At 54.1% G+C, this 25,617-nt stretch carries 25 protein-coding genes; 17 read left to right on the forward strand and 8 right to left on the reverse strand.

What is annotated here, in order from left to right; translation table 11 throughout:
- Positions 1–58: 58 nt before the first annotated feature.
- Entirely contained in the window at positions 59–448 is a 390-nt protein-coding gene (locus tag O1V65_RS01570) for a YgiW/YdeI family stress tolerance OB fold protein (protein WP_206023999.1), read from the reverse strand.
- Positions 449–717: 269 nt separating this feature from the next.
- Between O1V65_RS01570 and O1V65_RS01575 the strand changes: the two genes are divergently transcribed.
- The 10 genes from O1V65_RS01575 to O1V65_RS01620 all read left to right on the forward strand — a co-directional run bounded on the left by O1V65_RS01575 (position 718) and on the right by O1V65_RS01620 (position 10,225).
- A complete protein-coding gene (locus O1V65_RS01575; protein WP_017490677.1) occupies positions 718–1,161 on the forward strand; it encodes a DUF2919 domain-containing protein in 444 nt (147 codons plus the stop codon).
- Between the two features lie 136 nt (positions 1,162–1,297).
- Entirely contained in the window at positions 1,298–1,897 is a 600-nt protein-coding gene (locus tag O1V65_RS01580; RefSeq protein WP_017490678.1) for an RpoE-regulated lipoprotein, read from the forward strand.
- A 146-nt stretch (positions 1,898–2,043) separates the two neighbouring features.
- On the forward strand, positions 2,044–2,943 hold the full coding sequence (locus tag O1V65_RS01585) for a Dyp-type peroxidase (RefSeq protein WP_017490679.1): 900 nt from the start codon (positions 2,044–2,046) through the stop codon (positions 2,941–2,943).
- 200 nt (positions 2,944–3,143) lie between these two features.
- A complete protein-coding gene (locus O1V65_RS01590; protein ID WP_017490680.1) occupies positions 3,144–4,172 on the forward strand; it encodes a sulfate ABC transporter substrate-binding protein in 1,029 nt (342 codons plus the stop codon).
- The gene (cysT, locus tag O1V65_RS01595; RefSeq protein WP_017490681.1) at positions 4,172–5,002 is read left to right on the forward strand and encodes a sulfate/thiosulfate ABC transporter permease CysT; all 831 of its coding nucleotides are present in this window, start codon (positions 4,172–4,174) and stop codon (positions 5,000–5,002) included. The genes O1V65_RS01590 and cysT overlap by 1 nt, the downstream gene beginning before the upstream one ends.
- Positions 5,002–5,877, forward strand: coding sequence for a sulfate/thiosulfate ABC transporter permease CysW (gene cysW, locus O1V65_RS01600; protein WP_017490682.1), 876 nt, complete (start codon positions 5,002–5,004; stop codon positions 5,875–5,877). The genes cysT and cysW overlap by 1 nt, the downstream gene beginning before the upstream one ends.
- Complete coding sequence (cysA, locus tag O1V65_RS01605) at positions 5,867–6,961, forward strand: sulfate/thiosulfate ABC transporter ATP-binding protein CysA (protein ID WP_017490683.1); 1,095 nt, start codon at positions 5,867–5,869, stop codon at positions 6,959–6,961. Before cysW ends, cysA begins: the two co-directional genes overlap by 11 nt.
- A gap of 131 nt (positions 6,962–7,092) precedes the next feature.
- Positions 7,093–7,974, forward strand: coding sequence for a cysteine synthase CysM (cysM, locus tag O1V65_RS01610; protein ID WP_017490684.1), 882 nt, complete (start codon positions 7,093–7,095; stop codon positions 7,972–7,974).
- 228 nt (positions 7,975–8,202) lie between these two features.
- On the forward strand, positions 8,203–8,886 hold the full coding sequence (locus tag O1V65_RS01615; protein WP_017490685.1) for a response regulator transcription factor: 684 nt from the start codon (positions 8,203–8,205) through the stop codon (positions 8,884–8,886).
- Positions 8,867–10,225 (forward strand): ATP-binding protein, encoded by a 1,359-nt coding sequence (locus tag O1V65_RS01620; protein ID WP_017490686.1) that lies wholly within the window; start codon positions 8,867–8,869, stop codon positions 10,223–10,225. The genes O1V65_RS01615 and O1V65_RS01620 overlap by 20 nt, the downstream gene beginning before the upstream one ends.
- Positions 10,226–10,292: 67 nt before the next feature.
- On the opposite strand, the gene crr is transcribed toward O1V65_RS01620, so the two are convergent.
- The 5 genes from crr to cysZ all read right to left on the reverse strand — a co-directional run bounded on the left by crr (position 10,293) and on the right by cysZ (position 15,275).
- Positions 10,293–10,802 (reverse strand): PTS glucose transporter subunit IIA, encoded by a 510-nt coding sequence (gene crr / locus O1V65_RS01625; RefSeq protein WP_017490687.1) that lies wholly within the window; start codon positions 10,800–10,802, stop codon positions 10,293–10,295.
- 47 nt (positions 10,803–10,849) lie between these two features.
- Entirely contained in the window at positions 10,850–12,577 is a 1,728-nt protein-coding gene (ptsI, locus tag O1V65_RS01630) for a phosphoenolpyruvate-protein phosphotransferase PtsI (RefSeq protein WP_084912927.1), read from the reverse strand.
- A 122-nt stretch (positions 12,578–12,699) separates the two neighbouring features.
- Positions 12,700–12,957: a phosphocarrier protein Hpr gene (gene ptsH, locus O1V65_RS01635; RefSeq protein WP_003038086.1), complete on the reverse strand. Its 258-nt coding sequence runs from the start codon at positions 12,955–12,957 to the stop codon at positions 12,700–12,702.
- A 403-nt stretch (positions 12,958–13,360) separates the two neighbouring features.
- Positions 13,361–14,326, reverse strand: a complete 966-nt coding sequence (cysK, locus tag O1V65_RS01640; RefSeq protein ID WP_017490690.1) for a cysteine synthase A — start codon at positions 14,324–14,326, stop codon at positions 13,361–13,363.
- 190 nt (positions 14,327–14,516) lie between these two features.
- On the reverse strand, positions 14,517–15,275 hold the full coding sequence (gene cysZ, locus O1V65_RS01645; protein ID WP_038327750.1) for a sulfate transporter CysZ: 759 nt from the start codon (positions 15,273–15,275) through the stop codon (positions 14,517–14,519).
- Positions 15,276–15,621: 346 nt separating this feature from the next.
- Between cysZ and zipA the strand changes: the two genes are divergently transcribed.
- The 3 genes from zipA (at position 15,622) to O1V65_RS01660 (ending at position 19,079) form a co-directional block, all read left to right on the forward strand.
- A complete protein-coding gene (gene zipA, locus O1V65_RS01650; RefSeq protein WP_017490692.1) occupies positions 15,622–16,713 on the forward strand; it encodes a cell division protein ZipA in 1,092 nt (363 codons plus the stop codon).
- A 99-nt stretch (positions 16,714–16,812) separates the two neighbouring features.
- Positions 16,813–18,837, forward strand: a complete 2,025-nt coding sequence (gene ligA / locus O1V65_RS01655; RefSeq protein WP_269130111.1) for an NAD-dependent DNA ligase LigA — start codon at positions 16,813–16,815, stop codon at positions 18,835–18,837.
- Between the two features lie 5 nt (positions 18,838–18,842).
- A complete protein-coding gene (locus O1V65_RS01660) occupies positions 18,843–19,079 on the forward strand; it encodes a DUF3820 family protein (protein WP_017490694.1) in 237 nt (78 codons plus the stop codon).
- A 74-nt stretch (positions 19,080–19,153) separates the two neighbouring features.
- On the opposite strand, the gene O1V65_RS01665 is transcribed toward O1V65_RS01660, so the two are convergent.
- Entirely contained in the window at positions 19,154–20,173 is a 1,020-nt protein-coding gene (locus O1V65_RS01665) for a bile acid:sodium symporter family protein (protein WP_026110369.1), read from the reverse strand.
- 105 nt (positions 20,174–20,278) lie between these two features.
- On the opposite strand from O1V65_RS01665, the gene O1V65_RS01670 reads away from it, so the two are divergent.
- On the forward strand, positions 20,279–21,208 hold the full coding sequence (locus O1V65_RS01670; protein WP_017490696.1) for a LysR family transcriptional regulator: 930 nt from the start codon (positions 20,279–20,281) through the stop codon (positions 21,206–21,208).
- Here the strand turns inward: O1V65_RS01670 and O1V65_RS01675 are convergent.
- Positions 21,191–21,736 carry a nucleotidyltransferase family protein gene (locus O1V65_RS01675; RefSeq protein WP_269130112.1) on the reverse strand — a complete coding sequence of 182 codons (546 nt, stop codon included), beginning with the start codon at positions 21,734–21,736 and terminating at the stop codon, positions 21,191–21,193. The genes O1V65_RS01670 and O1V65_RS01675 overlap by 18 nt on opposite strands.
- 246 nt (positions 21,737–21,982) lie before the next feature.
- On the opposite strand from O1V65_RS01675, the gene eat reads away from it, so the two are divergent.
- Genes eat through eutC form a run of 3 tightly spaced genes read left to right on the forward strand, consistent with a single transcriptional unit; the run spans position 21,983 to position 25,598 of the window.
- Positions 21,983–23,392 carry an ethanolamine permease gene (eat, locus tag O1V65_RS01680; protein ID WP_269130113.1) on the forward strand — a complete coding sequence of 470 codons (1,410 nt, stop codon included), beginning with the start codon at positions 21,983–21,985 and terminating at the stop codon, positions 23,390–23,392.
- Positions 23,393–23,412: 20 nt separating this feature from the next.
- Positions 23,413–24,798 (forward strand): ethanolamine ammonia-lyase subunit EutB, encoded by a 1,386-nt coding sequence (locus O1V65_RS01685; protein WP_084912930.1) that lies wholly within the window; start codon positions 23,413–23,415, stop codon positions 24,796–24,798.
- 2 nt (positions 24,799–24,800) lie between these two features.
- Positions 24,801–25,598 (forward strand): ethanolamine ammonia-lyase subunit EutC, encoded by a 798-nt coding sequence (gene eutC / locus O1V65_RS01690; RefSeq protein ID WP_017490700.1) that lies wholly within the window; start codon positions 24,801–24,803, stop codon positions 25,596–25,598.
- Positions 25,599–25,617 lie beyond the last annotated feature (19 nt).

A 25,617-nucleotide genomic window follows, 5' to 3' on the forward strand; every position in this document is an offset into this window, starting at 1 on the left:
CTACAGAGTTTCCCTTTTCTATACCTTCAAATCTGCAAGGGAAACTCTGAGTTAATGATTAATTAATGATATTTATCCTTTTGACCTCGATTTTTTCGGAATTCCAATCTTTATCGATCTTTCCTTCGAGGCGGACCTTATCTTTCGGGGACACGGTTTGGCCTTCCCAGCGCTTGTCGTCTATTTCGGTAGTCACCGTGCCGGTCGCATCGCTGAAAATATATTTATCTTTACCCGTGCGTTTATCGATGTGTCCTTCGAGCGTGATAAACTGGCCATCTTTGAGGTTTTTCACCTCTCTTGCCGCTGTAAGAGTGGCATTTTCGCCGGAGAAGCCGCCTTTGTTCTGCGCCTGTTGCGCGGCCGGATCGAGAAAACCACCGCCGCTTTGTGCCAGTGCCGGGAGGGTCGTCAGTGCGAACAGGCTTGCCAGAGTTATCTTCTTCATCATAATAGTCATCCTTAATTTTGATTTCAGTGAACAACAGGCACCGTCATCGGCTGGGATGAACCGTTGCCCTGGTGAAAATTAAAGCAGACTGTTCTTAACACTATCTTAAGACAACTTAATTTATGCTAAAGACGGTTTTCAGGCTGACCGCGCAGAGATATAAACAAAAGTGCAAACTGGCCAACTGGCTTAACGCGCGCTCGGCTTGGGTTTCCGACGCAACCTTTTTGCGTCCTTATTGAATTAAAGGAAGATTTTTCCTGGCTATGAATTCTGACGATTACAACAGCCACGGCATGCTACGTCTGCCGCTGTGGTTCTGGACGATATTGATTTTGCAGGCGCGAACCTGGTTACTGTTTATTATGGCCGGTGCATCAAGGCAGCAGGGAGAAGGGCTCCTCGCGCTTTTTTATCCCGATCGCCACTCATTCTGGTACGGGATTTTCCTCGGCATTCCTCCGGTCCTGATCTTTCTGCTCAGTAGCCGACGTCACCTGTGGCCAAAAATCTGGCAAATGAGCTATTGGCTGCTGCTGGCGGGCATGTTCGCGACCTTCGCGCTGCAAGGCGTTGGCATGTGGCAGTCGATGGATGAGCCAAACCTGCTCGACTTTGCGCTGGCGCTGCTTGATGCCGGCGCATTGGCCTATTGGCTGCTCAGCCGCCGCCTTCGCGCCTGTTTTGGTGAAGAACGCCGATTGGTGTGAGGTGCTTTTAGGGCGAAAAGTAACAATCTGCGGCACTTTTTGCGGCGGATGCACTCCAACAGGCCAGCAAGATAATTCTGGCATTATTATTCGCATGATTACGGCAAATCAAAAAAACGACCAAGGAGTGTATGACATGACTATCCGCCCACTGTTGCTGGCGCTGCCCTTGATGCTTACCGGGTGTTCGACGATGGCAAATATGCATATGCCGCAGATGTCGTGGTCAAGCCTTAATCCGATCAACTGGTTTGGCAGCAGCCTTGAGGTTACCGATGAAGGCGTTGGCAAAGTCACTGCAAGTACACCGTTGAACGAGACTGCGGTCAACGACGGCCTGAACGGCGATTATCGCCTGATGAGCGGCATGTCGATGAGCAACGGCAAGATGCGCTCGTTCTATCAGGCGATGGACGGCAAAACGGTCAAGCTTACTGTCTCTGGAGAACCGAAGGGCAACGTGGACCGTATTGTTGTCTCCGACCCAGATGTGAAAAGTCAGTGGGGCGTGAAGATAGGTACGCCGTTTAGCGACCTCTACACCAAGGCCTTTGACGCCTGTCAGAAAGGACAGGGCGACGACGCACAGAACGTCGAATGTAAAGCGCCGAACAGCCAGCACGTCAGCTATATCTTCAGCGGCGCGTGGGACGGTCCGGACGAGCTGATGCCTTCCGACGACAGTCTCAAGAACTGGAAAGTCAGTAAAATCGTCTGGCACGCGGCTAACAACTAATCTCGTTCCTCCCAAGAGCCTTGTGTTTAACAAGGCTTTATTCATTATTTATCATTATTGCGGGTATAATGCGCGCCATTGCGACGGCAGGTTTTTACCCTTTAAAAGCCTGGTACGGTCGCCGATGACGCAAGGAAAGGAACATTATGACCCAGGTTCAGAGCGGCATTCTGCTTGAGCATTGCCGTTTTGCTATCTATATCGAAGCGAAGGTTCAAGGTGAACTTGACGACGTTCGCCTCGGATGTCGCACCTTCTGCCAGTCACTGGCTGAGATCCAATCACGATTCCCTGACGATAAAGTCGGTGCGGTAGTGGCCTTTGGCCACGATGTCTGGCGCGACTTGTCCGGCGGTATCGGAGCCGATGAACTCAAACCTTTCGTGCCGCTGGGGAAAGGCCTCGCCCCTGCGACTCAGCGCGACGTGTTGATCCACATTCAGTCTCTGCGCCATGACGTTAACTTCGCGCTGGCACAGGCGGCCGTCGCGGCGTTTGGCAAAAGTCTGCTGATAGAAGAAGAGATCCACGGGTTTCGCGGCATTGAAGACCGCGACCTCAGCGGCTTTGTAGACGGCACCGAGAACCCAAAAGGGGAGAAGCGCGCCGAAGTGGCCGCCATTGCCGAGGGAAATGACGACGCGGGCGGGAGCTATGTCATGGTCCAGCGCTGGAAGCATAATCTGACCCAGTGGCAGCGTTTTACTGTGGCTCAGCAGGAAGAGATCATTGGCCGCACCAAGTTGACCGATGAAGAGCTGCCCGCTGAACAGCGCAAAGAGACCTCGCACCTCGGTCGCGTTGACCTCAAAGAGGACGGCAAAGGCCTGAAGATTTTGCGTCAAAGCCTGCCTTACGGCACCGCCAGCGGTGAACATGGCCTGTACTTTATCACCTACTGCGCGCGCCTTTATAACATCGAGAAACAGCTGCTGAGCATGTTCGGCGATCTCGACGGTAAACGTGACGCCATGCTGCGTTTTACGCGCCCGCTTACCGGCAGCTACTATTTCGCCCCGTCCCTGACGCGGCTGCAAACGCTGTAAACCCCCGCCAGGCGCAATGTCGATGCACGCGAGTGCATCGACTATCTTCCCTTGATTTGTGTGGCTTATAGCTTTTCATGCTTGTAAATCACCAAATAGTATATAAAACCGTTACTCCTACCGCCGTAGTTATAAATACACTACAAGTCCAAGGTTGCACCCGTGCGCCACGTCGACAGTAAATCGGACCAGGGCTGAGAATGAAAAATACGTTGGTGAAGAGTAAAACCCTGCGAGGCGCGATTGCCGTGCTGCTACTGGTCGGTGGCGCAGCGTCGGCCGGTGCGACAGAACTGTTGAACAGTTCTTACGACGTTTCTCGAGAACTCTTTGCTGCCCTCAATCCTCCGTTTGAACAGCAGTGGGCCGCACAAAATAACGGCGACAAGTTGGAAGTCAAACAATCGCACGCCGGATCTTCGAAGCAGGCGCTGGCTATTTTGCAGGGCCTCAAGGCCGACGTGGTTACCTATAATCAGGTCACGGATGTGCAGATTTTGCACGATCGCGGCAACCTGATCCCGGCGGATTGGCAAAGCCGTCTGCCGAACCACAGTTCGCCGTTCTATTCGACCATGGCGTTCCTGGTGCGTAAGGGCAATCCCAAGAATATTCATACCTGGGACGACCTGACCCGCAGCGACGTCAAGCTGGTGTTCCCGAATCCTAAAACCTCTGGCAACGGACGCTATACCTATCTGGGCGCCTGGGGGGCATTTAACCTTGAAGACGGCAACAATCAGGCACAGACGCGCGAGAAGATGGCTCGCCTGATTAAGAACGTCGAAGTTTTTGATATCGGCGGTCGCGGCGCAACGACCACCTTTGTCGATCGCGGTTTGGGCGATGTGCTGATCAGCTTTGAGTCAGAAGTGGACAACATCCGCAAACAGTACGGGGCAGACAAATACGAAGTGATCGTCCCGCCGGTCGATATTTTGGCCGAGTTTCCGGTCGCCTGGGTCGACAAAAACGTCGAGAAAAAGGGGACCGAGAAGGCGGCGAAAGCCTACCTGAACTATCTGTGGAGCCCAGAGGCGCAGAAAATTATCACCCGCTTCAGCTACCGTGTGTACGACAAGAAAGTCATGGAACAGGCGAAGGGGCAGTTCCCGCCGACCAAGCTGTTTAAAGTTGAAGACCAATTTGGAGGATGGCCACAAGTGATGAAAACCCATTTCGATACCGGCGGTGAGCTGGACAAACTGATCGCGCAGGGACACCAGTAATGTTGTTGTCTACCAAACGCGTATTACCCGGATTTACGCTGAGTCTCGGCAGCAGTCTGCTGTTCGTTTGCCTGGTGCTGCTTTTACCGCTGAGCGCACTGATTATTCAGCTGTCGCACATGACGCTGGCACAGTATTGGGCGGTAGTGACCGATCCACAGGTGGTCGCGGCGTACAAAGTGACGCTGCTGTCTGCTGCGGTGGCCAGTATCTTTAACGGCTTTTTTGGCATGCTGATGGCCTGGATCCTGACCCGCTACGAGTTCCCGGGCAAGACCATTCTTGATGGTTTGATGGACTTACCTTTCGCGCTGCCGACGGCGGTAGCGGGCTTGACGCTGGCCGGCCTGTTCTCGGTGAACGGCTTCTACGGCCAGTGGCTAGCGCATTTTGATATCAAGGTGGCCTACACCTGGTTGGGTATCGCCGTGGCAATGGCGTTTACCAGCATCCCGTTCGTGGTGCGCACCGTGCAACCGGTGCTCGAGGAGCTGGGCCCTGAATACGAAGAGGCGGCTGAAACGCTGGGCGCTTCGCGCTGGCAGAGCTTCCGTCGCGTGGTGTTACCTGAAGTCATGCCTTCACTGATGGCGGGCACGGCGCTGTCGTTTACCCGCAGCCTCGGCGAGTTTGGCGCGGTGATTTTTATCGCCGGGAATATTGCCTGGAAGACGGAAGTCACCTCGCTGATGATTTTCGTGCGTTTGCAGCAGTTCGACTATGCGGCCGCCAGCGCTATCGCTTCGGTCATCCTGGCAGCGTCGCTGATTCTGCTGTTCGCGATTAACACTTTGCAAAGCCGTTACGGCCGTCGTCTTGGAGGCCAATAATGTCGCAGTTAACGCAGGTTGAAGACTCCGCACCACGCCGCATCGACTGGCTGAAATGGTCGCTTATCGGTCTGGGCACGCTGATTTGCGTGTTCTTGTTGGTGGTGCCGATGATAACCATTTTTGTCTTGGCGCTGTCGGACGGCATTGCGGCGGTAGGCAAAAATCTCGCCGACCCGGACATGCTGCACGCCATCTGGCTGACGGTATTGATGGCGCTGATTACCGTGCCGGTGAATCTGGTTTTCGGTACCCTGCTGGCGTGGCTGGTAGCGCGATTCAACTTTCCGGGACGCCAGCTGCTGCTGACGCTTATCGATATTCCTTTTGCCGTGTCGCCGGTGGTGGCAGGGCTGCTGTATCTGCTGTTTTATGGCAGCAATGGCCCGCTGGGTGGCTGGCTCGAGGCGCACAACCTACAGTTCATGTTCGCCTGGCCGGGCATGGCAATGGTAACTATTTTCGTGACCTGCCCGTTCGTGATTCGCGAGTTGGTGCCGGTGATGCTGAGTCAGGGGAGTCAGGAAGACGAGGCTGCGGTTCTGCTTGGCGCCTCCGGCTGGCAGATGTTCCGCCGCGTCACGCTGCCGAACATTCGTTGGGCGCTGCTGTACGGTGTGGTGTTGACCAACGCACGCGCCATCGGTGAATTTGGCGCAGTGTCCGTGGTTTCCGGCGCTATCCGTGGAGAAACCTACACGCTGCCATTACAGGTCGAATTATTGAATCAGGACTACAACATCGCAGGCTCGTTTACCGCCGCCGCGCTGCTGACCCTGATGGCAATCGTCACACTATTTCTGAAGAGCGGTTTGCAATGGCGCCTGGCGCGCAACAATGACCGTCTTGAGCGGGAGGGAAACAATGAGCATTGAAATTAACGGTATCAACAAGTTTTTTGGTCGCACCAAGGTGCTCAATGATATCTCCCTCGATATTCCCTCCGGCCAGATGGTTGCGCTGCTTGGGCCTTCCGGCTCTGGCAAGACTACGCTGCTGCGCATCATCGCCGGGCTCGAGAACCAAAGTTCCGGGCAACTGAGCTTCCACGGTAAGGACGTGACGCGCCTGCACGCGCGCGACCGCCAGGTGGGCTTCGTGTTCCAGCATTACGCGCTGTTTCGTCATATGACGGTGTTTGACAACATCGCCTTCGGCCTGACCGTGCTGCCGCGCCGTGAGCGTCCTGACGCCGCGACCATCAAACAGAAGGTCGCCAAACTGCTGGAAATGGTTCAACTGAGCCATTTGGGGAACCGTTATCCGGCCCAGCTTTCCGGTGGTCAGAAGCAGCGTGTGGCGCTGGCGCGTGCGCTCGCCGTTGAACCGCAAATCCTGCTGCTCGATGAACCGTTCGGTGCGCTGGATGCGCAGGTTCGTAAAGAGCTGCGCCGCTGGCTGCGTCAGCTGCATGAAGAGATCAAGTTCACCAGCGTGTTCGTGACCCACGACCAGGAAGAGGCGATGGAAGTCGCCGATCGCGTGGTGGTAATGAGTCAGGGGAACATTGAACAGGTCGGTACGCCAATCGAAATCTGGCGCGAACCGGCTACGCGTTTTGTGCTGGAGTTTATGGGCGAAGTGAACCGCATTGGCGGCGAAATTCGCGGCTCTCAGCTTTATGTCGGTCAGCATCACTGGCCGCTGGCTATCGCGCCGCTTCATCAGGGACCGGTTGATCTGTTTCTGCGTCCGTGGGAGATGGAAATCACCACTCAAAGCACGACGCGATGTCCGCTGCCGGTGCAGGTGTTGGAAGTCAGCCCGCGCGGCCACTTCTGGCAGTTGACCGTACAGCCGCAGGGCTGGCTCGATGACCCGATTTCCGTGGTGTTGTCGGAGACGGAAGACCACCGTCCACCGCAGCGCGGCGATCGCTACTTCGTGGGTGGCCTTAACGGGCGTCTGTACGCGGGCGACCAGCAGCTGCAATCTGTAGAGCTCGCTAAAACTGCGTAATAGTTTTAAAATTCTTCAACTTTAATTAGTATGGTTAAAAAAAGGGCGGTTATTCCGCCCTTTTTATCGTTTTATACTCATTTATTCATTTTAGTGCGGTTATTATACCCATCTGAAATAAGGCAGCTACAGTGAGCACGCTCGAACAATATATTGGCAACACGCCTTTAGTGCGGTTACAGCGCCTGTCAAAGGATCTTGATAGCGAAATTTGGGTCAAGCTAGAAGGCAATAACCCGGCCGGATCGGTAAAAGATCGCGCCGCTTTCTTTATGATCGATCAGGCAGAAAAACGTGGCGAAATTCGCCCGGGCGATACGCTTATCGAGGCGACCAGCGGCAATACCGGCATTGCGCTGGCGATGATTGCTGCGCTAAAGGGCTACAGGCTGAAACTGCTGATGCCCGAAAATATGAGTATGGAACGTCAGGCGGCGATGCGTGCCTACGGCGCAGAACTGCTGCTGGTGAGCCGCGCGCAGGGGATGGAAGGTGCACGTGACCTGGCGCAGGAGATGGCCTCGCGCGGCGAGGGGAAAGTCTTGGACCAGTTTAACAACCCTGATAACTCGTTGGCGCACTTCGCGACGACTGGCCCTGAAATCTGGCAGCAGACGGCGGGACGGATTACGCATTTTGTTTCCAGCATGGGCACCACCGGCACCATTAGCGGCGTGAGTCGCTATCTTAAGTCCCAGCGCCCCGACGTGCGTATTATTGGCTTACAGCCGGACGAAGGCAGCAGCATTCCCGGCATTCGCCGCTGGCCTGCCGAATATCTGCCGGGCATCTTCCAGCCCGAGCTGGTTGACGAGATTATCGACATGGCACAGGTCGAAGCGGAGATAACCATGCGCCGACTGGCGCGTGAGGAAGGTATCTTCTGTGGCGTAAGCTCCGGCGGTGCCGTGGCGGGAGCTTTACGGGTCGCGAAGGCAAATCCGGGTTCCATCGTGGTGGCCATTATTTGCGACCGTGGCGATCGTTATCTCTCTACCGGCGTCTTTAATTAAAATCATCGAATTAAGCAGACGGAATTTCGTTTCCTATACTACAACTATCTGTTTTACCTGAGCCCCATATTCATGCTGGCTTGATGCCGCTTATTAGCGCGTTTGTGGGGAGATAGCGCCCGTTTTCTGTGACTAAAATGGGTAAAAGGTAAAAATAGAGTAAATGCTACTGCGGCATCACGGGATAGGGGTAAAAATGAGCGGAAATATGCCAGGCGGAAAAAAATAATGAAAATTCTATTAGTCGATGACGATCTCGAATTGGGCACCATGCTTTGTGAATACCTGATTGCCGAAGGCTTTGATGCCAATCTGGTGCTGAACGGTAAATTGGGCATTGAAGGTGCGATGTCAGGCGAATACAGCGCCATGATCCTCGACATCATGCTGCCGGATATGAGCGGTATCGATGTGCTGCGCCAGGTGCGTAAAAACAGCCGATTGCCGATCATCATGCTGACGGCGAAGGGTGACAACATTGACCGCGTCATCGGTCTTGAGATGGGTGCCGATGACTACATGCCAAAACCTTGCTACCCGCGTGAGCTGGTGGCGCGTCTGCGTGCCGTACTGCGCCGCGTGGAAGAGCAGCAGGACACACACTCTGATTCATCGAGCATTCACTACGGTGACCTGACGTTAAACCCGGCGACCCGCAGCAGCGAATGGCAGGGCGTGGCGTTTGACCTGACTGCATCAGAATTTAACCTGCTGGAGCTGCTGCTTCGCTCACCGGAACGAGTGGTGTCGAAGGACGAGCTGTCCGAGAAGGGGCTGGGCCGTCCGCGCGAAGCTTACGACCGCAGCATCGACGTACATATCAGCAACATCCGTCAGAAACTCGCGTCGCTCAACGGCGGCGATGTCATGACGATTGAAACGGTGCGAAGCATTGGCTATCGAATCCGATAAACGCCTGCGCGGCAGGCTCTTTTGGAAGATTTTACTGGGTTATTGGCTGACATTTGTCATCATGGCCCAGGTTCTCTGGGCGGTATTTTCCTTCTATTACCACCATGAGCCGCCGGAAAGTAGTATCGCACGGCGCTTTGTCAAACTGCAAATCACCTCGGCGGAATCGACACTGCACACCGGCGGATTGCCTGCCCTGAATGCGATGATTGCCGACTGGCCTCCCGACGACAGACGTTTATTCACGATAGAATCTTCGATGATTCCGATCAAAGGAGAATCGTTGAACGACCTTGAGCCGGGCAAGACAACTCCTCAGGAAATTGTTGAATTTGTTCAGGCACCCGATGGGCAAGGCTACCGACTGCGCTACAACGTCAAAGGGCTTATGGATGAGTATCGGCCGAAGAGAGAGCAACACTGGTTTAATATGCCACCCCCGTTTCTATGGATAGGCGGGATAGGCGGGCTGCTTTTTAGCACCATGTTGGCCTGGAACCTGACCCGTCCGATGCTGCAGATGCGTCAGGCCTTTGGGCGAGTGTCGCAAGGGGATTTATCGGTCCGCCTGTTTGCCACCATGGGCAAGCGCCATGACGAACTCTCTGAGGTTGCGCGCGACTTCGACTCGATGGCCGAGCGTTTGCAGGTACTGGTTAAGGCCCGCGAAGAGCTGCTGCACGACGTTTCGCACGAGCTACGTTCACCGCTGGCACGACTGCAGCTGGCGATTGGCCTTGCGCGCCAGAACCCGCTGAATGTCGAAACCTCGCTCAAACGTATCGAGCATGAGGCAGGACGACTGGACAAGATGATCGGTGAGCTGCTGGCACTGTCGCGCACCGAGCATAGCAACCTGCCCGATGAGGAGTATTTTGACCTCTATGGACTGGTCGAGGCGGTGGTCAACGATGCTCGCTACGAGGCACAGCTTCCGGGCGTCGATATCATTTTGAACTGTAATCATCAGGGCGATCTGGATTACACCGTCAAGGGCAACGCCGAGCTCATGCGTCGTGCTATCGACAACGTGGTGCGCAACGCGCTGCGCTTCTCGGCGCGCGGGCAGGCGATTAACGTGTCGCTGACGTCGAAAGAGGATGACCTGTGCGTCGAGGTGGCCGATCAGGGGCCGGGCGTAGAGGAAGACAAGCTGTCGAGCATCTTCGATCCGTTTGTACGCGTGATGTCACCGCTTTCTGGCAAAGGCTACGGCCTTGGGCTGGCGATTACCAAAAAGGTGATGGTAGCGCATCATGGGAAGATTGAAGCGCGTAACGGCTCTCCTAGAGGCCTTGTTATCGTTCTCAAGGTTCCCCACTGGAAAAGCCTGGTATAAGTTTTGAACTTTGGAATTCAGGCAAAAAAAACGGCGCTAATAGCGCCGTTTTTCATCAAGAGTGGTCTTACTTTTTGATGCGAATGATCGGGGTCTCACCGACGATGACGCTACCAGAAAGCTTAATCAGCTCTTTAATCTCATCCATGTTAGAGATAACAACCGGAGTCAGGGTTGACTTGGCTTTCTCTTCCAGCAGGGCCAGATCAAACTCGATAATCAAATCGCCTTTCTTAACGCGCTGTCCTTCTTCGGCAATGCGTTTGAAGCCTTCACCTTTCAGTTCGACGGTGTCGATACCGAAGTGAACAAACAGCTCAATGCCGCTGTCGGATTCGATTGAGAAAGCATGGTTGGTTTCGAAGATTTTACCAATGGTGCCGTCAACCGGTGCGACGATTTTGTTGCCCGCGGGTTTAATCGCGATACCATCGCCTACGATTTTCTCGGCGAAAACCACATCGGGTACATCTTCAATATTGACAATTTCACCAGACAGAGGCGCAACAATCTCGATTGTGCCTGCATCTTTCTTATCATCAGAAACCAATGATTTTAATTTATCGAACAAACCCATGATCTTCTCCTAAGCATTAATTTGGGCAGCTTTCCAGCAACGCGCAATTAGCAGAGTGTTTTCTCTTCGATGAATTTGTTAACCAAATTCATCAACTCTTGCGCCGTAGGTTGGGCCAGAGCCTCTTCTGCCAGCGCCTTCACATCTTCGAAGTTTGTATTACGAATAATTTTCTTGATGCGTGGGATTGAGATTGCGCTCATGCTGAACTCATCTAAACCCATGCCCAATAAGAGAAGTGTAGCACGTTCGTCACCTGCTAGCTCTCCACACATGCCAGTCCATTTACCCGCGGCATGAGATGCATCAATAACTTGCTTGATTAGCGCAAGAACCGATGGGGACATTGGATTATAAAGATGAGAAATCAGTTCATTACCGCGATCTACTGCCAGAGTATACTGGGTAAGGTCGTTTGTACCAATACTGAAGAAATCAACTTCTTTCGCCAGGTGGTGAGCAATCACTGCCGCTGCCGGTGTTTCCACCATCACGCCAACTTCAATTGACTCATCAAAGGCTTTACCTTCTTCACGCAGCTGGCCTTTGAGCATCTTCAGCTCGCCGTTCAGCTCGCGCACTTCCTCAACGGAGATAACCATCGGGAACATGATGCGCAGTTTACCGAAAGCAGAAGCACGCAGGATTGCACGCAGCTGATCGTGGAGGATTTCCTTACGATCTAAACAGATGCGGATTGCGCGCCAGCCCAGGAACGGGTTCTCTTCCTTCGGCAGATTCATGTAAGGCAGCTCTTTGTCGCCGCCGATATCCATGGTACGGACGATAACCGCCTGTGAGCCCATTGCTTCGGCAACGGCTTTGTAAGCCTGGAACTGCTCTTCTTCGGTCGGCAGGCTGTCGCGGTCCATAAACAGGAACTCGGTGCGATACAGGCCTACACCTTCTGCGCCGTTACGCTCTGCACCGGCGACGTCGCGCACGGTACCGATGTTGGCACAGACTTCAACCTGATGGCCGTCCAGCGTAATCGCCGGCAGATCTTTCAGTTTCGCCAGCTCGTCTTTCTCGCTGATGTACTGGTTCTGATCGGCCTTCAGTTGATCGATGATTTCCGGCGTCGGGTTAACGTAAATCTTGTTATTCACCGCATCCAGGATCAGGAAGTCGTCGTTTTTGACCTGCTTGGTCACATCGCTGGTCCCGACAATCGCCGGCAGCTCAAGTGAGCGCGCCATGATGGAGGTATGCGAGGTGCGTCCGCCGAGGTCGGTGATGAAGCCCAGCACCTTGTTCAGGTTCAGCTGTGCGGTCTCGGAAGGCGTCAGGTCGGTTGCTACCAGGATAACTTCGTCCTGAATAGAACCCAGGTCGACGATAGGCATGCCCAAAATGTTTCTCAGCAGGCGTTTGCCGATGTCACGTACGTCGGCCGCACGCTCTTTGAGGTATTCGTCGTCGAGCTCTTCCAGCGCTTTTGCCTGGCCTTCAATAACTGAGTAGGCGGCAGCATCGGCGGTGGATTTGTCATCTTTGATGAGGGCTATGATTTCTTGTTCTAGCTCTTCGTCTTCCAACAACATGATGTGGCCTTCGAAGATGGCTTCTTTCTCTTCACCGAAGGTTTCACCGGCTTTGGTCTTGATCGTTTCGAGCTGGGCAGAGGCTTTAGCACGGCCTGCAAGGAAACGTTCAACTTCCTGATTCACGTTGTCAGGAGAGATTTTTTTCCGGTCGATGACAATTTCATCTTCCTTCAGCAACAATGCTTTGCCGAAAGCAATACCGGGAGATACTAAAATGCCTGAAATCATAACCCTACCTTACTGTTGACTGGTGTTAACTCTTATCGAGACCGTTCAGGACGTTATTACGTGGGCATAAATTTGGCTGGAAAGTAAAAACGTCCTGTTAACTGTCCCTGTGACGAAGCTTCTTACTCGAGCTCAGCCATCAGTTTTACCAAGTGCTCGACGGCTTTCTGCTCGTCTTCGCCTTCAGCGGAAAGAGTCACGACAGTCCCCTGAGTCAGACCCAAAGTTTGCAGTTTGAACAGGCTTTTAGCGCTGGCACTTTTCCCGTTAGAGGTCACGGTAATGTCTGAAGTAAAACCTTTAGCTTCTTTCACAAATTGTGCAGCAGGGCGAGTGTGCAGACCATTTGGAGCAGTAATAGTAACTTCTTGCTGGAACATTGATGATTCCCCAACTTAATTTAAAGTAATGTTGTGGAGCTAAAGTTTAGCGTATAGACCTTGCTTTAGCCTGTGAGATTAACGCCTGAATCACGTTCAGAGGCGAACTCCGATGCAACAGAAAAAGCAAAAATTTGCACGCCGGGATAAATCCGCTGAATCCATGCTAAATCTTTTCCGTCTCGTTTCCATTATGCCGCCATTTACCCTGCTGTAACAAATCAGTAAATCGATTCAGCCAGAAGCAATTGTATGAGCGATTAATTTTACGCACCGAAATAATTGAAGGGTTAAATACTAAACCTGGCGGGGAAAATCAATCACAGACTGCACTAAACTTTGATGCAGACCACAAAAAAGCACCTATCAAGGTGCTTTTTTGTTCACTTTTCGGAAGGTGGCATTATTGTTGCAATTCTTTTTCCGTAAACAAATCTGCAAACAGGGCGGTGCTCAGATAACGTTCGCCGGACGACGGCAGGATGACCACGATGGTCTTGTCTGCGTACTCTGGTTCTTCAGAAAGTTTCACTGCGGCAGCGACCGCTGCACCGGAAGAAATACCGGCCAGAATACCTTCTTCGTCCATCAGACGGCGCGCATACTCGATAGATTCGTCGTTGGTGATAAGTTCGACGCGGTCCAGCAGTTCCAAATCCAGGTTGCCAGGAATAAAGCCTGCGCCGATGCCCTGAATCTTGTGCGGGCCTGGCTTCACTTCCTGGCCTGCCAGCGTCTGAGTGATAACCGGTGAGTCGGTTGGCTCAACCGCAACCAGTTTCACGCTGCTTTTTTTGCTTTTCAGATAACGACCGGTGCCGGTGATGGTTCCGCCGGTGCCTACGCCGGCAATCAGGACGTCAACGTCGCCGTCAGTATCTTCCCAGATTTCTGGGCCGGTCGTTTTTTCATGAATGGCCGGGTTAGCCGGGTTGCTGAACTGCTGCAGAATAAGATAGCGCTGCGGATCGCTGGCCTGAATTTCTTCAGCCTTGGCGATGGCGCCTTTCATGCCTTTTGCGCCTTCTGTCAGTACCAGATTTGCGCCCAGGGCTTTCAGCAGTTTACGGCGTTCAACGCTCATGGTTTCCGGCATGGTCAGCGTCAGCTTATAGCCACGTGCTGCGGCCACATAGGCAAGTGCGATGCCGGTGTTACCGCTGGTTGGCTCAACCAGCTCGATGTCTTTGGTCAGAATGCCGCTTTTTTCGGCTTCCCAAATCATATTCGCGCCAATACGGCATTTAACACTGAAGCTCGGATTACGTGATTCGACTTTGGCCAGAATGCGACCATTGCCAATACGATTCAGGCGAACCAGCGGCGTATGGCCAATTGTTAATGAATTGTCTTCATAGATCTTGCTCATATGCCAGTCCTTAACCTTATGTCGAAGTCTCTTGAGGATAATTTGATGAAATTAGGAGGAAAACGTAAAAAGCATACTTGAACGCCCTCCTCAGTGAAGTAAAGAATTAGTATATGATATGTGATTCGGCAATATAGTTAGCTACCGAAGTGCTTAACATCAAGTATTCTAAAATTTTAGTACAGAATCCCTACCGTCTGCCGATTTCTGAAACATGTACGTTTCGATAGCGATCGACCCACATCGCCGTTGCACCACAGACGGCAACCGGCAGAATCAGCAGATTAAGCACCGGCACCATCGTAAACAGGCTCACTAGCGATCCAAACTGCATGTTGTCGACCTTGTTCCGCCCCAGTGAGCGGCGCATATCGGCAAAGCTGACCTTGTGGTTGTCGAACGGGTAGTCGCAGTATTGAATCGACAACATCCAGGCGCTAAAGAAGAACCACAGCACCGGTGCCAGCGTTTGCCCAACGCCAGGAATAAAGTGGATCAGTAACAGCAGCAGCGCACGCGGAAAATAATAAGCCAGTTTTTGGACTTCGCGTTTCATAATACGCGGCAAATCTTTAGCAATGTCCCAGATGCCGGTATCAGGTGCGGGTTTGCCGGTCAGGCGCGCCTCGAGCTGTTCGGCCAGCAGTCCGCTAAACGGCGCGGCAATCAGGTTGGCAAGCGTGCTGAAGAAAAAGCTGAACACCAGCAGAACGGACACCACCGCCACCGGCCAGATCAGGTAATCGAGCCAGCGCAGCCAGGTCGGAACGTGGATCATCAGCGCGGGGATCCACTGGCCTAGTTTGCTAAACAGCCACCAGAATGCGCCGCCCATGAGCAAAAAGTTAACCAGCAGCGGGATAACCACGAAACGGCGAATTCCGGGCAGGGAGACGAGTTTCCAGCCTTGCGTAAAATAGTGCACTCCGTTGACTTCAGATGACGACATAAAAGAAATTTTCTCTCTCAATTGAATAGGCTGGGCTATCATATCGATATGATTTTGCACTGACTAGGCACTTGTTGGACGAAAAGTAGTCAAAAAGGATGCAACAATCATGTTTATTAGCATAAAACAGTGTCCAGACTTGCACTTATCAACTCAGGCAAATAGAGTTAGATAGGTGAATGTTTGCCGCGTTGGCAATGAATTATTACCCAAAAGCATTCGAGAAGCAGGCAGTGGGCAACCGAACGAATTCCTGTGAACTTATTAGCTAAGTGAATAGGGCAAGGGAAAGAAGCCGACGTCTGGTATTTCGAAGGATGATGGATAAAGAACAACAGAGATAGCAATGATGCAGGACTTGCGTCTGATATTAATCGTTGTTGGTGCGATCGCCATAATAGCGTTGTTATTGCACGGTTTGTGGACCAGCCGTAAAGAACGCTCTTCGCTTTTTCGCGATCGTCCAGCTAAACGAGTGAAAAAAGAACGAGAGCAATCCCCGAGCGAAGACTTCGTTGATGGGGTGGGAGAAGTGCGCGTACGTGCAACCCATCCACATGACGAACCCTCTCTGGGAAGCTATGATGAAGCTGAACAATTTGTCCCGATGCATGCAGAACCCAAGCGTGCGCCGCAGGCACCTGTGCAGCCTCAGCCTTCACAGCAGCAGCCTCAACAGCAACCTTCACAACAGCCGCCGGTGCAAAGTCAGCCTTCGCATCAGCAGCCTGTACAGCACGCGCCGCAACAGCGACCTGTGCCGACGCAGGCCCCGTATCAGCCTGCTTCTCAGCAGGACGATCCGCTGTTGAGTGGATATTCGGCCGCAGAGCCTGTTCATGCGCCGCATCGTGAAGCGCCGGTCGAGCCAGTAGCTCAGCCTGCCCACGAGCATACAGCGCCTGTTCCTCCGGCTGAAATTCATGCTGACGCTGCGCCAGCCGCGCGTGCTCAATCGCACGCTCAGCCTTTCGCTCCCGCCGAGCCAGAAGAAGACGAGCCGGTGAGAGAGAAGCTGAAAGAAACCGTTCTGGTGCTGCACGTTGCTGCGCATCAGGGGGGCGTTATCGGGGGTGAAGTCCTGCTGCAAAGCGTACTACAGGCCGGTTTCCAGTTCGGTGCGATGAACATCTTCCACCGTCACGTCAGCCCATCTGGCAGCGGTCCTGTGCTGTTTAGCTTGGCTAACATGGTGAAACCAGGCTCATTCGACCCTGAGAATATGTCTGATTTCTCAACGCCGGGTATTACGCTGTTCATGATGGTGCCGTGCTACGGCGATGCTCATCAGAACTTCAAGCTGCTGCTCCAGTCTGCTCAGCGTATCGCTGACGACGTAGGTGCCGTAGTGTGGGACGACGAGCGTCGAATGATTACGCCGCAGAAGCTCGAGACCTATAAAGCGCGTATTCGCGAAGTGCTTGAAGCGACCGCCTAGCCTTCACACACGCCGCAGGATTGAGCTACATTTGCCACACTTTTACTAACCCTCGCATGTTGGCATGTCGAGGGTTTTTTATCTTCAAGATGGTGAGCTATGGCCACAATTCAAGAACAAATCACAACTCTGCGCAGCCAGCTGCGTCACCATGAATACCAGTATCACGTACTGGATGCGCCCGAAGTGCCTGACGCCGAATACGACCGGCTGATGCAAGCACTGCGCAAGCTCGAAGAAGCACATCCTGAACTCATCACCCCTGACTCCCCGACTCAACGCGTGGGCGCGGCGCCACTGTCGGCGTTTGATCAGGTGCGTCACCAGGTTCCGATGCTGTCTTTGGACAACGTTTTCGATGAAGAGAGCTTCCTGGCTTTCTACAAACGCGTTCAGGATCGTCTGAAAGTGACCACGCCGCTGACCTTCTGCTGCGAGCTCAAGCTTGACGGGCTGGCTGTCAGTCTGCTGTATGAAAACGGCGAGCTGGTGCAGGCTGCGACTCGTGGCGACGGGACTACCGGTGAAAATATCACCATGAACGTGCGCACCATACGAGCGATACCGCTGCGTCTCAGCGGTGACAATATTCCTGCTCGCCTGGAAGTCCGCGGCGAAGTCTTTATGCCGCAATCGGGTTTTGAGGCGCTGAATGAAGAGGCGCGACGCACCGGCGGTAAAGTGTTTGCCAACCCACGTAACGCCGCCGCAGGATCGCTGCGCCAGCTTGATTCGCGTATTACCGCCAAGCGCCCACTGACCTTCTTCTGCTACGGCGTAGGGCTGCTTGAGGGCGGGACGTTACCCACTAGTCATTATGAGCGATTACAGCAATTCAAGGCCTGGGGACTGCCGGTCACCCACCGCGTTAAACTGTGCACAGGCAGTGACGAAGTGCTGGCGTTTTACCGTCAGGTGGAGCAGGACCGCGCGCAGCTCGGTTTCGACATCGATGGCGTGGTGGTGAAAATTGACTCCCTTGAAACGCAGGAAACGCTGGGCTTTGTGGCCCGTGCGCCGCGTTGGGCAACGGCCTTTAAGTTCCCGGCGCAGGAGCAAATAACTCAGGTCAAAGACGTCGAATTTCAGGTCGGGCGAACCGGGGCCATCACGCCGGTGGCACGTCTTGAGCCGGTGCTGGTTGCAGGCGTGATGGTCAGCAATGCCACGCTGCATAACGCCGATGAAATCGAACGTCTGGGCCTGCGTATCGGTGATACCGTGGTGGTACGCCGTGCCGGTGACGTTATTCCACAGGTGGTGGGCGTTATCGCCGACCAACGGCCTGAGGACGCACGCGAGGTGGTGTTCCCGACCCATTGCCCGGTCTGTCATTCCGACGTGGAGCGAGTTGAGGGCGAGGCCGTTGCGCGCTGTACCGGCGGCTTGTTCTGCGGAGCACAGCGTAAAGAAGCGCTAAAACACTTTGTCTCACGCCGCGCGCTTGACGTTGACGGCATGGGTGACAAAATTATCGATCAGCTGGTTGAGAAAGAGTACGTTAAAACGCCTGCCGACCTGTTCCGCCTCAGTGCAGGTATCATGACCGGTCTGGATCGCATGGGGCCAAAGTCGGCGCAGAATCTGGTTGCCGCACTGGAGAAGGCGAAGGAAACCACCTTTGCCCGTTTCCTGTATGCGCTGGGCATTCGCGAGGTAGGTGAAGCCACGGCGGCTAATCTGGCGTCGCACTATGGTTCTATTGATGCCCTTCGTGCCGCCGACGTCGAGTCGCTAAAGCAGGTGCAGGACGTCGGTGATGTGGTGGCAAAACACGTGGTCAACTTCCTCGGCGAAGAGCATAACCGCGAGGTGATTGATGACCTGATAACCCTCGTGCACTGGCCAGCGCCGAAGGTGATTGTCGCCGAAGAGATAAACAGCCCGTTCGCCGGCAAGGTGCTGGTGCTGACGGGTTCACTGTCGATTTTGTCGCGTGATGAGGCCAAAGACCGCCTGACGGCATTAGGGGCGAAAGTGACCGGCAGCGTGTCGAAGAAAACCGATATGGTGATTGCTGGAGAAGCCGCGGGATCCAAGCTGGTGAAGGCGCAGGAACTTGGCATTCCGGTTATCGATGAAGCTGAAATGATCCGCCTGCTGTCGGAAAGTGAAGGGGCGTAACGCGTATGGAAAAAGAGAATCTGATCGAAATCGCCAATACCGTAATGCCGTTCGGTAAGTATCAGGGCAGAGTGTTGATTGATCTGCCCGAGGAGTATTTACTGTGGTTCGCGCGCAAGGGGGAGTTCCCAGAAGGCAAGCTCGGCATGCTGATGGAGATGACGCTGGCGATTAAAATCGAAGGTTTGCAGGATTTACTGACCCCGCTCAGACGCGGGGGACACAATCCGCAAAGCGAATAAATCTTTCCGCTGAATCATTTTCTGAACAGGCCGGTCAATAATGTGACCGGCCTTTTTATTTATCACATGACAAGTTAATTCAATTTCGCCTGCACTTTGGCACTCCCCTCAGCCTGCTGCGATTTTTCGCCTTCAAGCTTCAGCTGCTTGTTGTGATAACGTTTTGCCAGCACGGCGCAGATCATCAGCTGTACCTGGTGGAAAATCATCAGCGGTAGCACCATCATCCCAATCGCGCTCACTGGGAACAGAATGTTGGCCAGCGGAATGCCGTTCGCCAGACTCTTTTTGGAACCACAGAACACGATGGTGATTTCATCTGCCTTATTGAAACCCAGCAGGCGCGCCATGTAGGTGTTAAAGATAATCACCAGCGCCACCAGAATGATGCACACCACCACGATAAATGCGAAGGTCCCAAGACCCACTTTATGCCAGATACCCTGCGTTACCGCCTCGCTGAACGCGGTATAAACCACCAGCAGAATCGAGGTACGGTCGGTCTTACCGATCATCTTCTTGTGCTTATCGACAAACTTGCCAATCACCGGACGCAGCAGGTGGCCTGCCACGAAGGGTACCAGGAGCTGCAGTATGATGTGCCACATCTGCTCCAGCCCGTTACCGGTGTCACCCTGCACGTGCATCAGCACGCTAACCAGCAGCGGGGAAACGAAGATACCGAGCAGGCTGGAAGCCGAGGCGCTACACACCGCCGCCGCAACGTTACCGCCTGCCATCGACGTGAAGGCAATCGCAGACTGCACGGTCGCAGGCAGCACGCAAAGGTACAGGAAACCAGAATAAATCTGCGGGCTGACGTCAACCGGGTGCCACCATTGGAACAGCAGACCGAGGATCGGAAACAGGATAAAGGTGCTAAACATGACCCAAAGGTGCAGACGCCAGTTGTTGCTGCCCTCGAGGATAGCGGCGCGCGACAGCTTGGCACCGTGCATAAAGAACAGCAGGCCGATGGCAAAGATAGTCAGGTCATTGAACGCAGTGACATAAATGCCCTTGGCGGGGAGTACGGTCGCCAGCAAAACGGTGGCAACCAGCATCATGGTAAAGGTATCAGGTAAAAAACGCAGGGCTTTCATATCTGTCTCAATATTTTGTTAAGTAATGCGGCTATTCTGTGCTTTTCGCGTAGAATTATAAAATTGATTTATTTAATCCATTAATGAATCCAATTCATGAACTATTCCCTTAAGCAGCTCAAAATTTTTATCGCCGTGGCGCGCTATGGCAGCTTTAGTCGCACCGGCGAGGTCATCGGACTCAGCCAGTCGGCAATAAGCCACAGCATTAAAGAGCTGGAAAGCGAGATGGGCGTGCGACTGCTCGACCGCACCACGCGCGAGGTTGCGCTGACAGACGCCGGTCGCCGTCTGGCAAACCGCGTTGAACCGTTGCTCGATGAACTGCACGCCATGTTGCTGGATACCCGAAGTTTTGGCACCGAGCAGAATGGACGGGTGCGCATCGCCTCGAGCCAGACCATCTCTGCACATTTGATGCCGCAGTGTATCGCCAGCGGTGAAGAGAAATTCCCAGATATTCAGATCTTACTTAGGGATCAGACCCAACAGTTGGTGCTGAACAGCGTGCGTAATGCGGAGGTCGATTTCGGTATTGTCATCGATCCCGGTTACAGCACCGATCTCGACACGGAAGTCATTCTCCATGAGCCTTTCCTGCTGCTTTGTCATCAGGATAACCCCTTTGCGGCGATGAAAGAGGTACCTTGGTTAGCGTTGAACAACGCGCGTCTGGTATTGCAGGACTACTCCTCAGGCAGCCGTCAGCTGATCGATAAAGCGATGGCGGATTTCTCTGTAAAAACTCAGGTGGTACAGGAAATAGGTCATCCGGCGACGCTGTTTCCGATGGTTGAGGCGGGGATTGGAATCAGCGTGCTGCCGGCGCTGGCACTGCCACTGCCGTCGGGTAGCAGGCTGGCCGTAAGGCCGCTGGTGCCTGAGGTGAACCGCGCACTGATGCTAGTCAAACGTAAAAATCGCTCTCTGACGCCCGCCGCACGGGCAATCTGGGAGGTCGTCAAGCATCAGGCGCAGGTGCTGACCGACAAACGCAAGATTTACGGCTTAAATCTTGATTCTTAAGCTCGGCCATATACCGGTCCAGTTTTTCGTCCTGGCGCGCTCCAGCAGAACGGTGGGAGCGCCGTGTTTCGGGTTAGCGCTGATGGTGAAATCAAACAGGCTTTCGACGCCAAGCGGCGCAACCAGCTCAAGCTTGTCGTTGTCATTCAGGCGAACGCCGACCGCCGTTTCGATTTCTACCCAGTAGCTGATGGCGTCGCTGCTTGAGCGATAAGGTTCACGCCCATATTTCACGTGCATACGGGCCTGATTTTTCACCGACCACGGCAGGTGGGGCGCAAGTGCATCAAGGCGTTGCTCGTAAAGCTTATCCGCCTCGGCGCTAAGCTCTTTCGGGTTGAAATACACAACGTCGATGTCGTTAAGCGGGGTATTTTGCGGATGCTTATGCAGGCGATCCCAAACCAGATTACGCACAAACCCTGCCGCCAGGCACCAGTCGTTTAGCGCTAGCGTTCGTGCTGTACGCAACGCTGCCATGCGCTGATCGTCTTGCGCTATCCATTCGATGATTTGCTGCTCTGACATCCGGTTTCTCCCTGATTTTTTCCTGATTTTATCTTAGCAGAGCCGGACTTCAGGCTAATGAAGTTTAGCGGCTTTGCTATGCCGAAAAATTTATACGCACCTTTTAGGACGAAGCCTTTCTTATGCCGCGCCAAAATGAGGCAAAGGGCGACAAGTCGGCGACTAATGCCTATAAAAATCAGGCCCTTTCAGGTTGGTATAACCTTTGCAGCATCAAGGGTCACTACACCGTTGGGGAACCCTATCATGCAGAATAAAAAAGTCGCACCGGTTTTAAAACGCACGTTAGGCAGCTTCCATCTTTGGGGCATCGCCGTCGGGCTGGTCATTTCAGGTGAATACTTTGGCTGGAGCTACGGTTGGGCGCAGGCCGGAACGCTGGGCTTTATGATTACCGCACTGGTTATAGCCGCCATGTACTGTGCTTTCATCTTCAGCTTTACCGAGCTGACCACCTCTATTCCTCATGCTGGCGGACCCTTTGCCTATGCCTATCGCGCGTTTGGTCCAACGGGCGGCTTTATTGCCGGATTCGCTACGCTGGTTGAATTCGTCTTCGCGCCGCCTGCTATCGCGATGGCGATCGGGGCTTATCTTAACGTGCAGTTTCCGACCATCGATCCTAAATGGGTCGCGTTAGGGGCTTATCTGGTGTTTATGGCGCTAAACATTATCGGCGTCAGCATCGCTGCGACCTTTGAGCTGCTGGTCACGCTGCTGGCGATTTTCGAGCTGCTGGTGTTTATGGGCGTGGTCGCGCCAGGCTTTGAGATCTCTCACTTTACCCACGGCGGATGGGCGGGAAGCGACAGTTTTAGCCCGGCGTCATTTTCAGGCATGTTTGCGGCTATCCCTTTTGCCATCTGGTTCTTTCTGGCGATTGAAGGTGCCTCGATGGCGGCAGAAGAAGCCAAAGATCCGCAGCGTACCATTCCCAAGGCCTTTATTGGCGGCATTCTGACGCTCACCGTTCTCGCGCTCGGCGTGATGCTGTTTGCCGGTGGCGTGGGTGACTGGAGCAAGCTCGCCAATATTAACGATCCGTTGCCGCAGGCGATGAAGCTCATCGTGGGTAATAACAGCGGCTGGCTGCATATGCTGGTGTGGTTGGGATTATTCGGCCTGATCGCATCCTTCCATGGCATCATCATGGGCTATTCCCGACAGATATTTGCGCTGGCCCGTGCGGGGTATTTGCCTAAAAGGCTGGCCTCGGTCAATGCCCGTTTTCAGACGCCGCATCTGGGCATTATTGCCGGTGGCGTGGTGGGTATCGCGGCGATTTTCTCCGATCGGCTGATTGTCATCGGCGGCCAACCGTTGACGGCGAATATCGTCACCATGTCGGTGTTTGGCGCTATCGTGATGTACATCATTTCGATGGCCGCGCTGTTCAAGCTGCGCCGCAGCGAGCCGAAGCTGATTCGTCCGTTCCGAGCGCCGTTTTATCCCTTTGCACCCGCGCTGGCGCTGGTTCTGGCGATCGTTTGTCTGGCAGCTATGATCTACTACAACACCTTACTGTTTTTGATTTTTGCCGTCATGATGTTGCTGGCCTACGCCTGGTTTCGCCTCACCCATCAGGCGCGCAGTAACGCAGAGAGTGACCCGCAGCTCAGAGGGCTGAAACCGACTCCGGTGAAAAGCGATAAATAACGGTCTTTCCAGGGAGTGTTATGTACCAGACGACATTAAGTCATCGAAGCTATCGGTTCCGCGATTTGCGTGAGCTGATGGCGAAGGCTTCACCGGCGCGGTCCGGTGACTATCTGGCCGAAGTCGCCGCCGAAAGCGCCGAGGAGCGCATGGCGGCGAAAATGGCGCTGGCCGCGCTGCCGCTGAAAGTATTTTTGCAGCAGGTACTGATTCCCTACGAAGACGATGAGGTGACGCGGCTAATCATCGACAGCCACGACGCCGCCGCGTTTGCCGAGATATCGCATCTGACGGTGGGCGACTTTCGCGACTGGTTGCTGAGTGAGACGACCGACTCGGTGGTGCTGGCACGGGTTGCCAAAGGCATCACGCCAGAAATGGCCGCCGCCGTCAGCAAGTTGATGCGCAATCAGGACCTGATTCTGGTCGCCAAAAAGTGTCGGGTCATCACCCGTTTTCGCAATACTATCGGCCTGCCGGGACACATGAGCGTGCGCCTGCAACCGAATCATCCGACCGATAATTTACAGGGCATCGCGGCCAGCATGCTCGACGGTCTGCTTTATGGCTCCGGCGATGCGGTGATCGGCATTAATCCGGCCAGCGACAGCCTGCCGCTGCTCGAGAACCTCAACTACATGCTCGATGACGTCATTAGTCGTTTCGAGATCCCGACTCAGTCGTGCATCCTCACGCACGTCACTAACACGATTAGGCTGGTGGAGCGGGGTGCACCGGTAGATTTGGTATTCCAGTCGATTGCGGGCAGCGAGGCGGCTAACAGCGGCTTCGGCATCAATTTGGCCATACTCGAAGAGGCCCAGCAGGCAGCGCTCAGCCTCAAACGCGGTACGCTGGGCGACAACGTGATGTACTTCGAGACCGGGCAAGGCAGCTGTCTGTCGGCCAATGCGCACTTTGGCGTGGATCAGCAGACCTGCGAGGCGCGCGCCTATGCCATTGCCCGTCGCTTTTCACCGCTGCTGGTTAACACGGTGGTGGGTTTTATCGGGCCCGAATATCTCTATGACGGCAAGCAGATTATTCGTGCCGGACTGGAGGACCACTTCTGCGGCAAGCTGCTTGGCGTACCGCTTGGCTGTGACGTGTGCTACACCAACCATGCTGAAGCGGATCAGGACGATATGGACACGCTGCTCACTCTGCTTGGCACCGCTGGATTAACCTTCCTGATTGGCGTGCCGGGCGCCGACGACATTATGCTCAACTATCAGAGCACCTCATTTCACGATGCGCTCTACATCCGTGAACTGCTAGGCCTTAAACATGCCCCGGAATTCGCGGTATGGCTGGAAAAAATGAAGATAATCGATGGTGCCGGCAGGCTATGCGATACCCGCGCATCGCACCCATTGCTGAGCCAGCTGCCGCAGCTGGGAGGATGACCATGAGTAAAGAAGATAAACAGGCGCTTCAGCTGGTACATCCGAATCCCTGGGAGGCGCTGCGCAAGTTTACGGCGGCAAGAATTGCGCTCGGGCGGTCCGGTGCGAGCCTGCCAACCGATGAGGTGCTGCGTTTTGGCATGGCGCATGCGCAGGCGCGTGACGCTGTGCATCAGCCTTTTAACAGCGAGGAGTTGGAGCCTGAATTGCAGGCGTTGGGCCTTAAAACATTACGTGTCGACAGCGCCGCGTCGGATCGCACCACCTATCTTTGTCGCCCCGATCTCGGCCGCAAGCTTTCGCCTGCCAGCCGCGAGTTTTTGCAGTCATTGCCGGAAAATCCCGCCGATCTGGTGCTGGTCGTCGCCGATGGGCTGTCGTCTAAGGCGGTACATCGGCAGGCGGTGCCCCTCATCAAAGCGCTGTTACCGTATTTGTCACCGCTGGGGCTGAGCCTGGGGCCGGTGGTGTTAGCGCACCAGTCACGGGTGGCGCTGGGTGATGATATTGCGGAAGTGATGAAGGCGAGGGCGGTGGCGATTTTGATTGGTGAACGTCCTGGTCTGTCGTCGCCCGACAGCCTGGGTATTTACATGACCTGGGGACCGCATACGCGGCGGAGGGAGTCGGAGAGAAACTGCATCTCTAATGTTCGTCCCGAAGGGCTGGACTACCCGCAGGCTGCGTTCAAACTCGCGTGGTTATTGGAGCAGGCGTTTCACCGTCAGCTTTCAGGAGTGAATCTCAAAGATGAGAGCGATAATCCGGCTTTGCAGGGGAAAGTCGTTTTCATCAACTGACTTTCCCCCTTACTTCACT

The sequence above is a fragment of the Rouxiella badensis genome, assembly GCF_026967515.2.
GTDB classification, from domain to species: Bacteria; Pseudomonadota; Gammaproteobacteria; order Enterobacterales; family Enterobacteriaceae; genus Rouxiella; species Rouxiella badensis.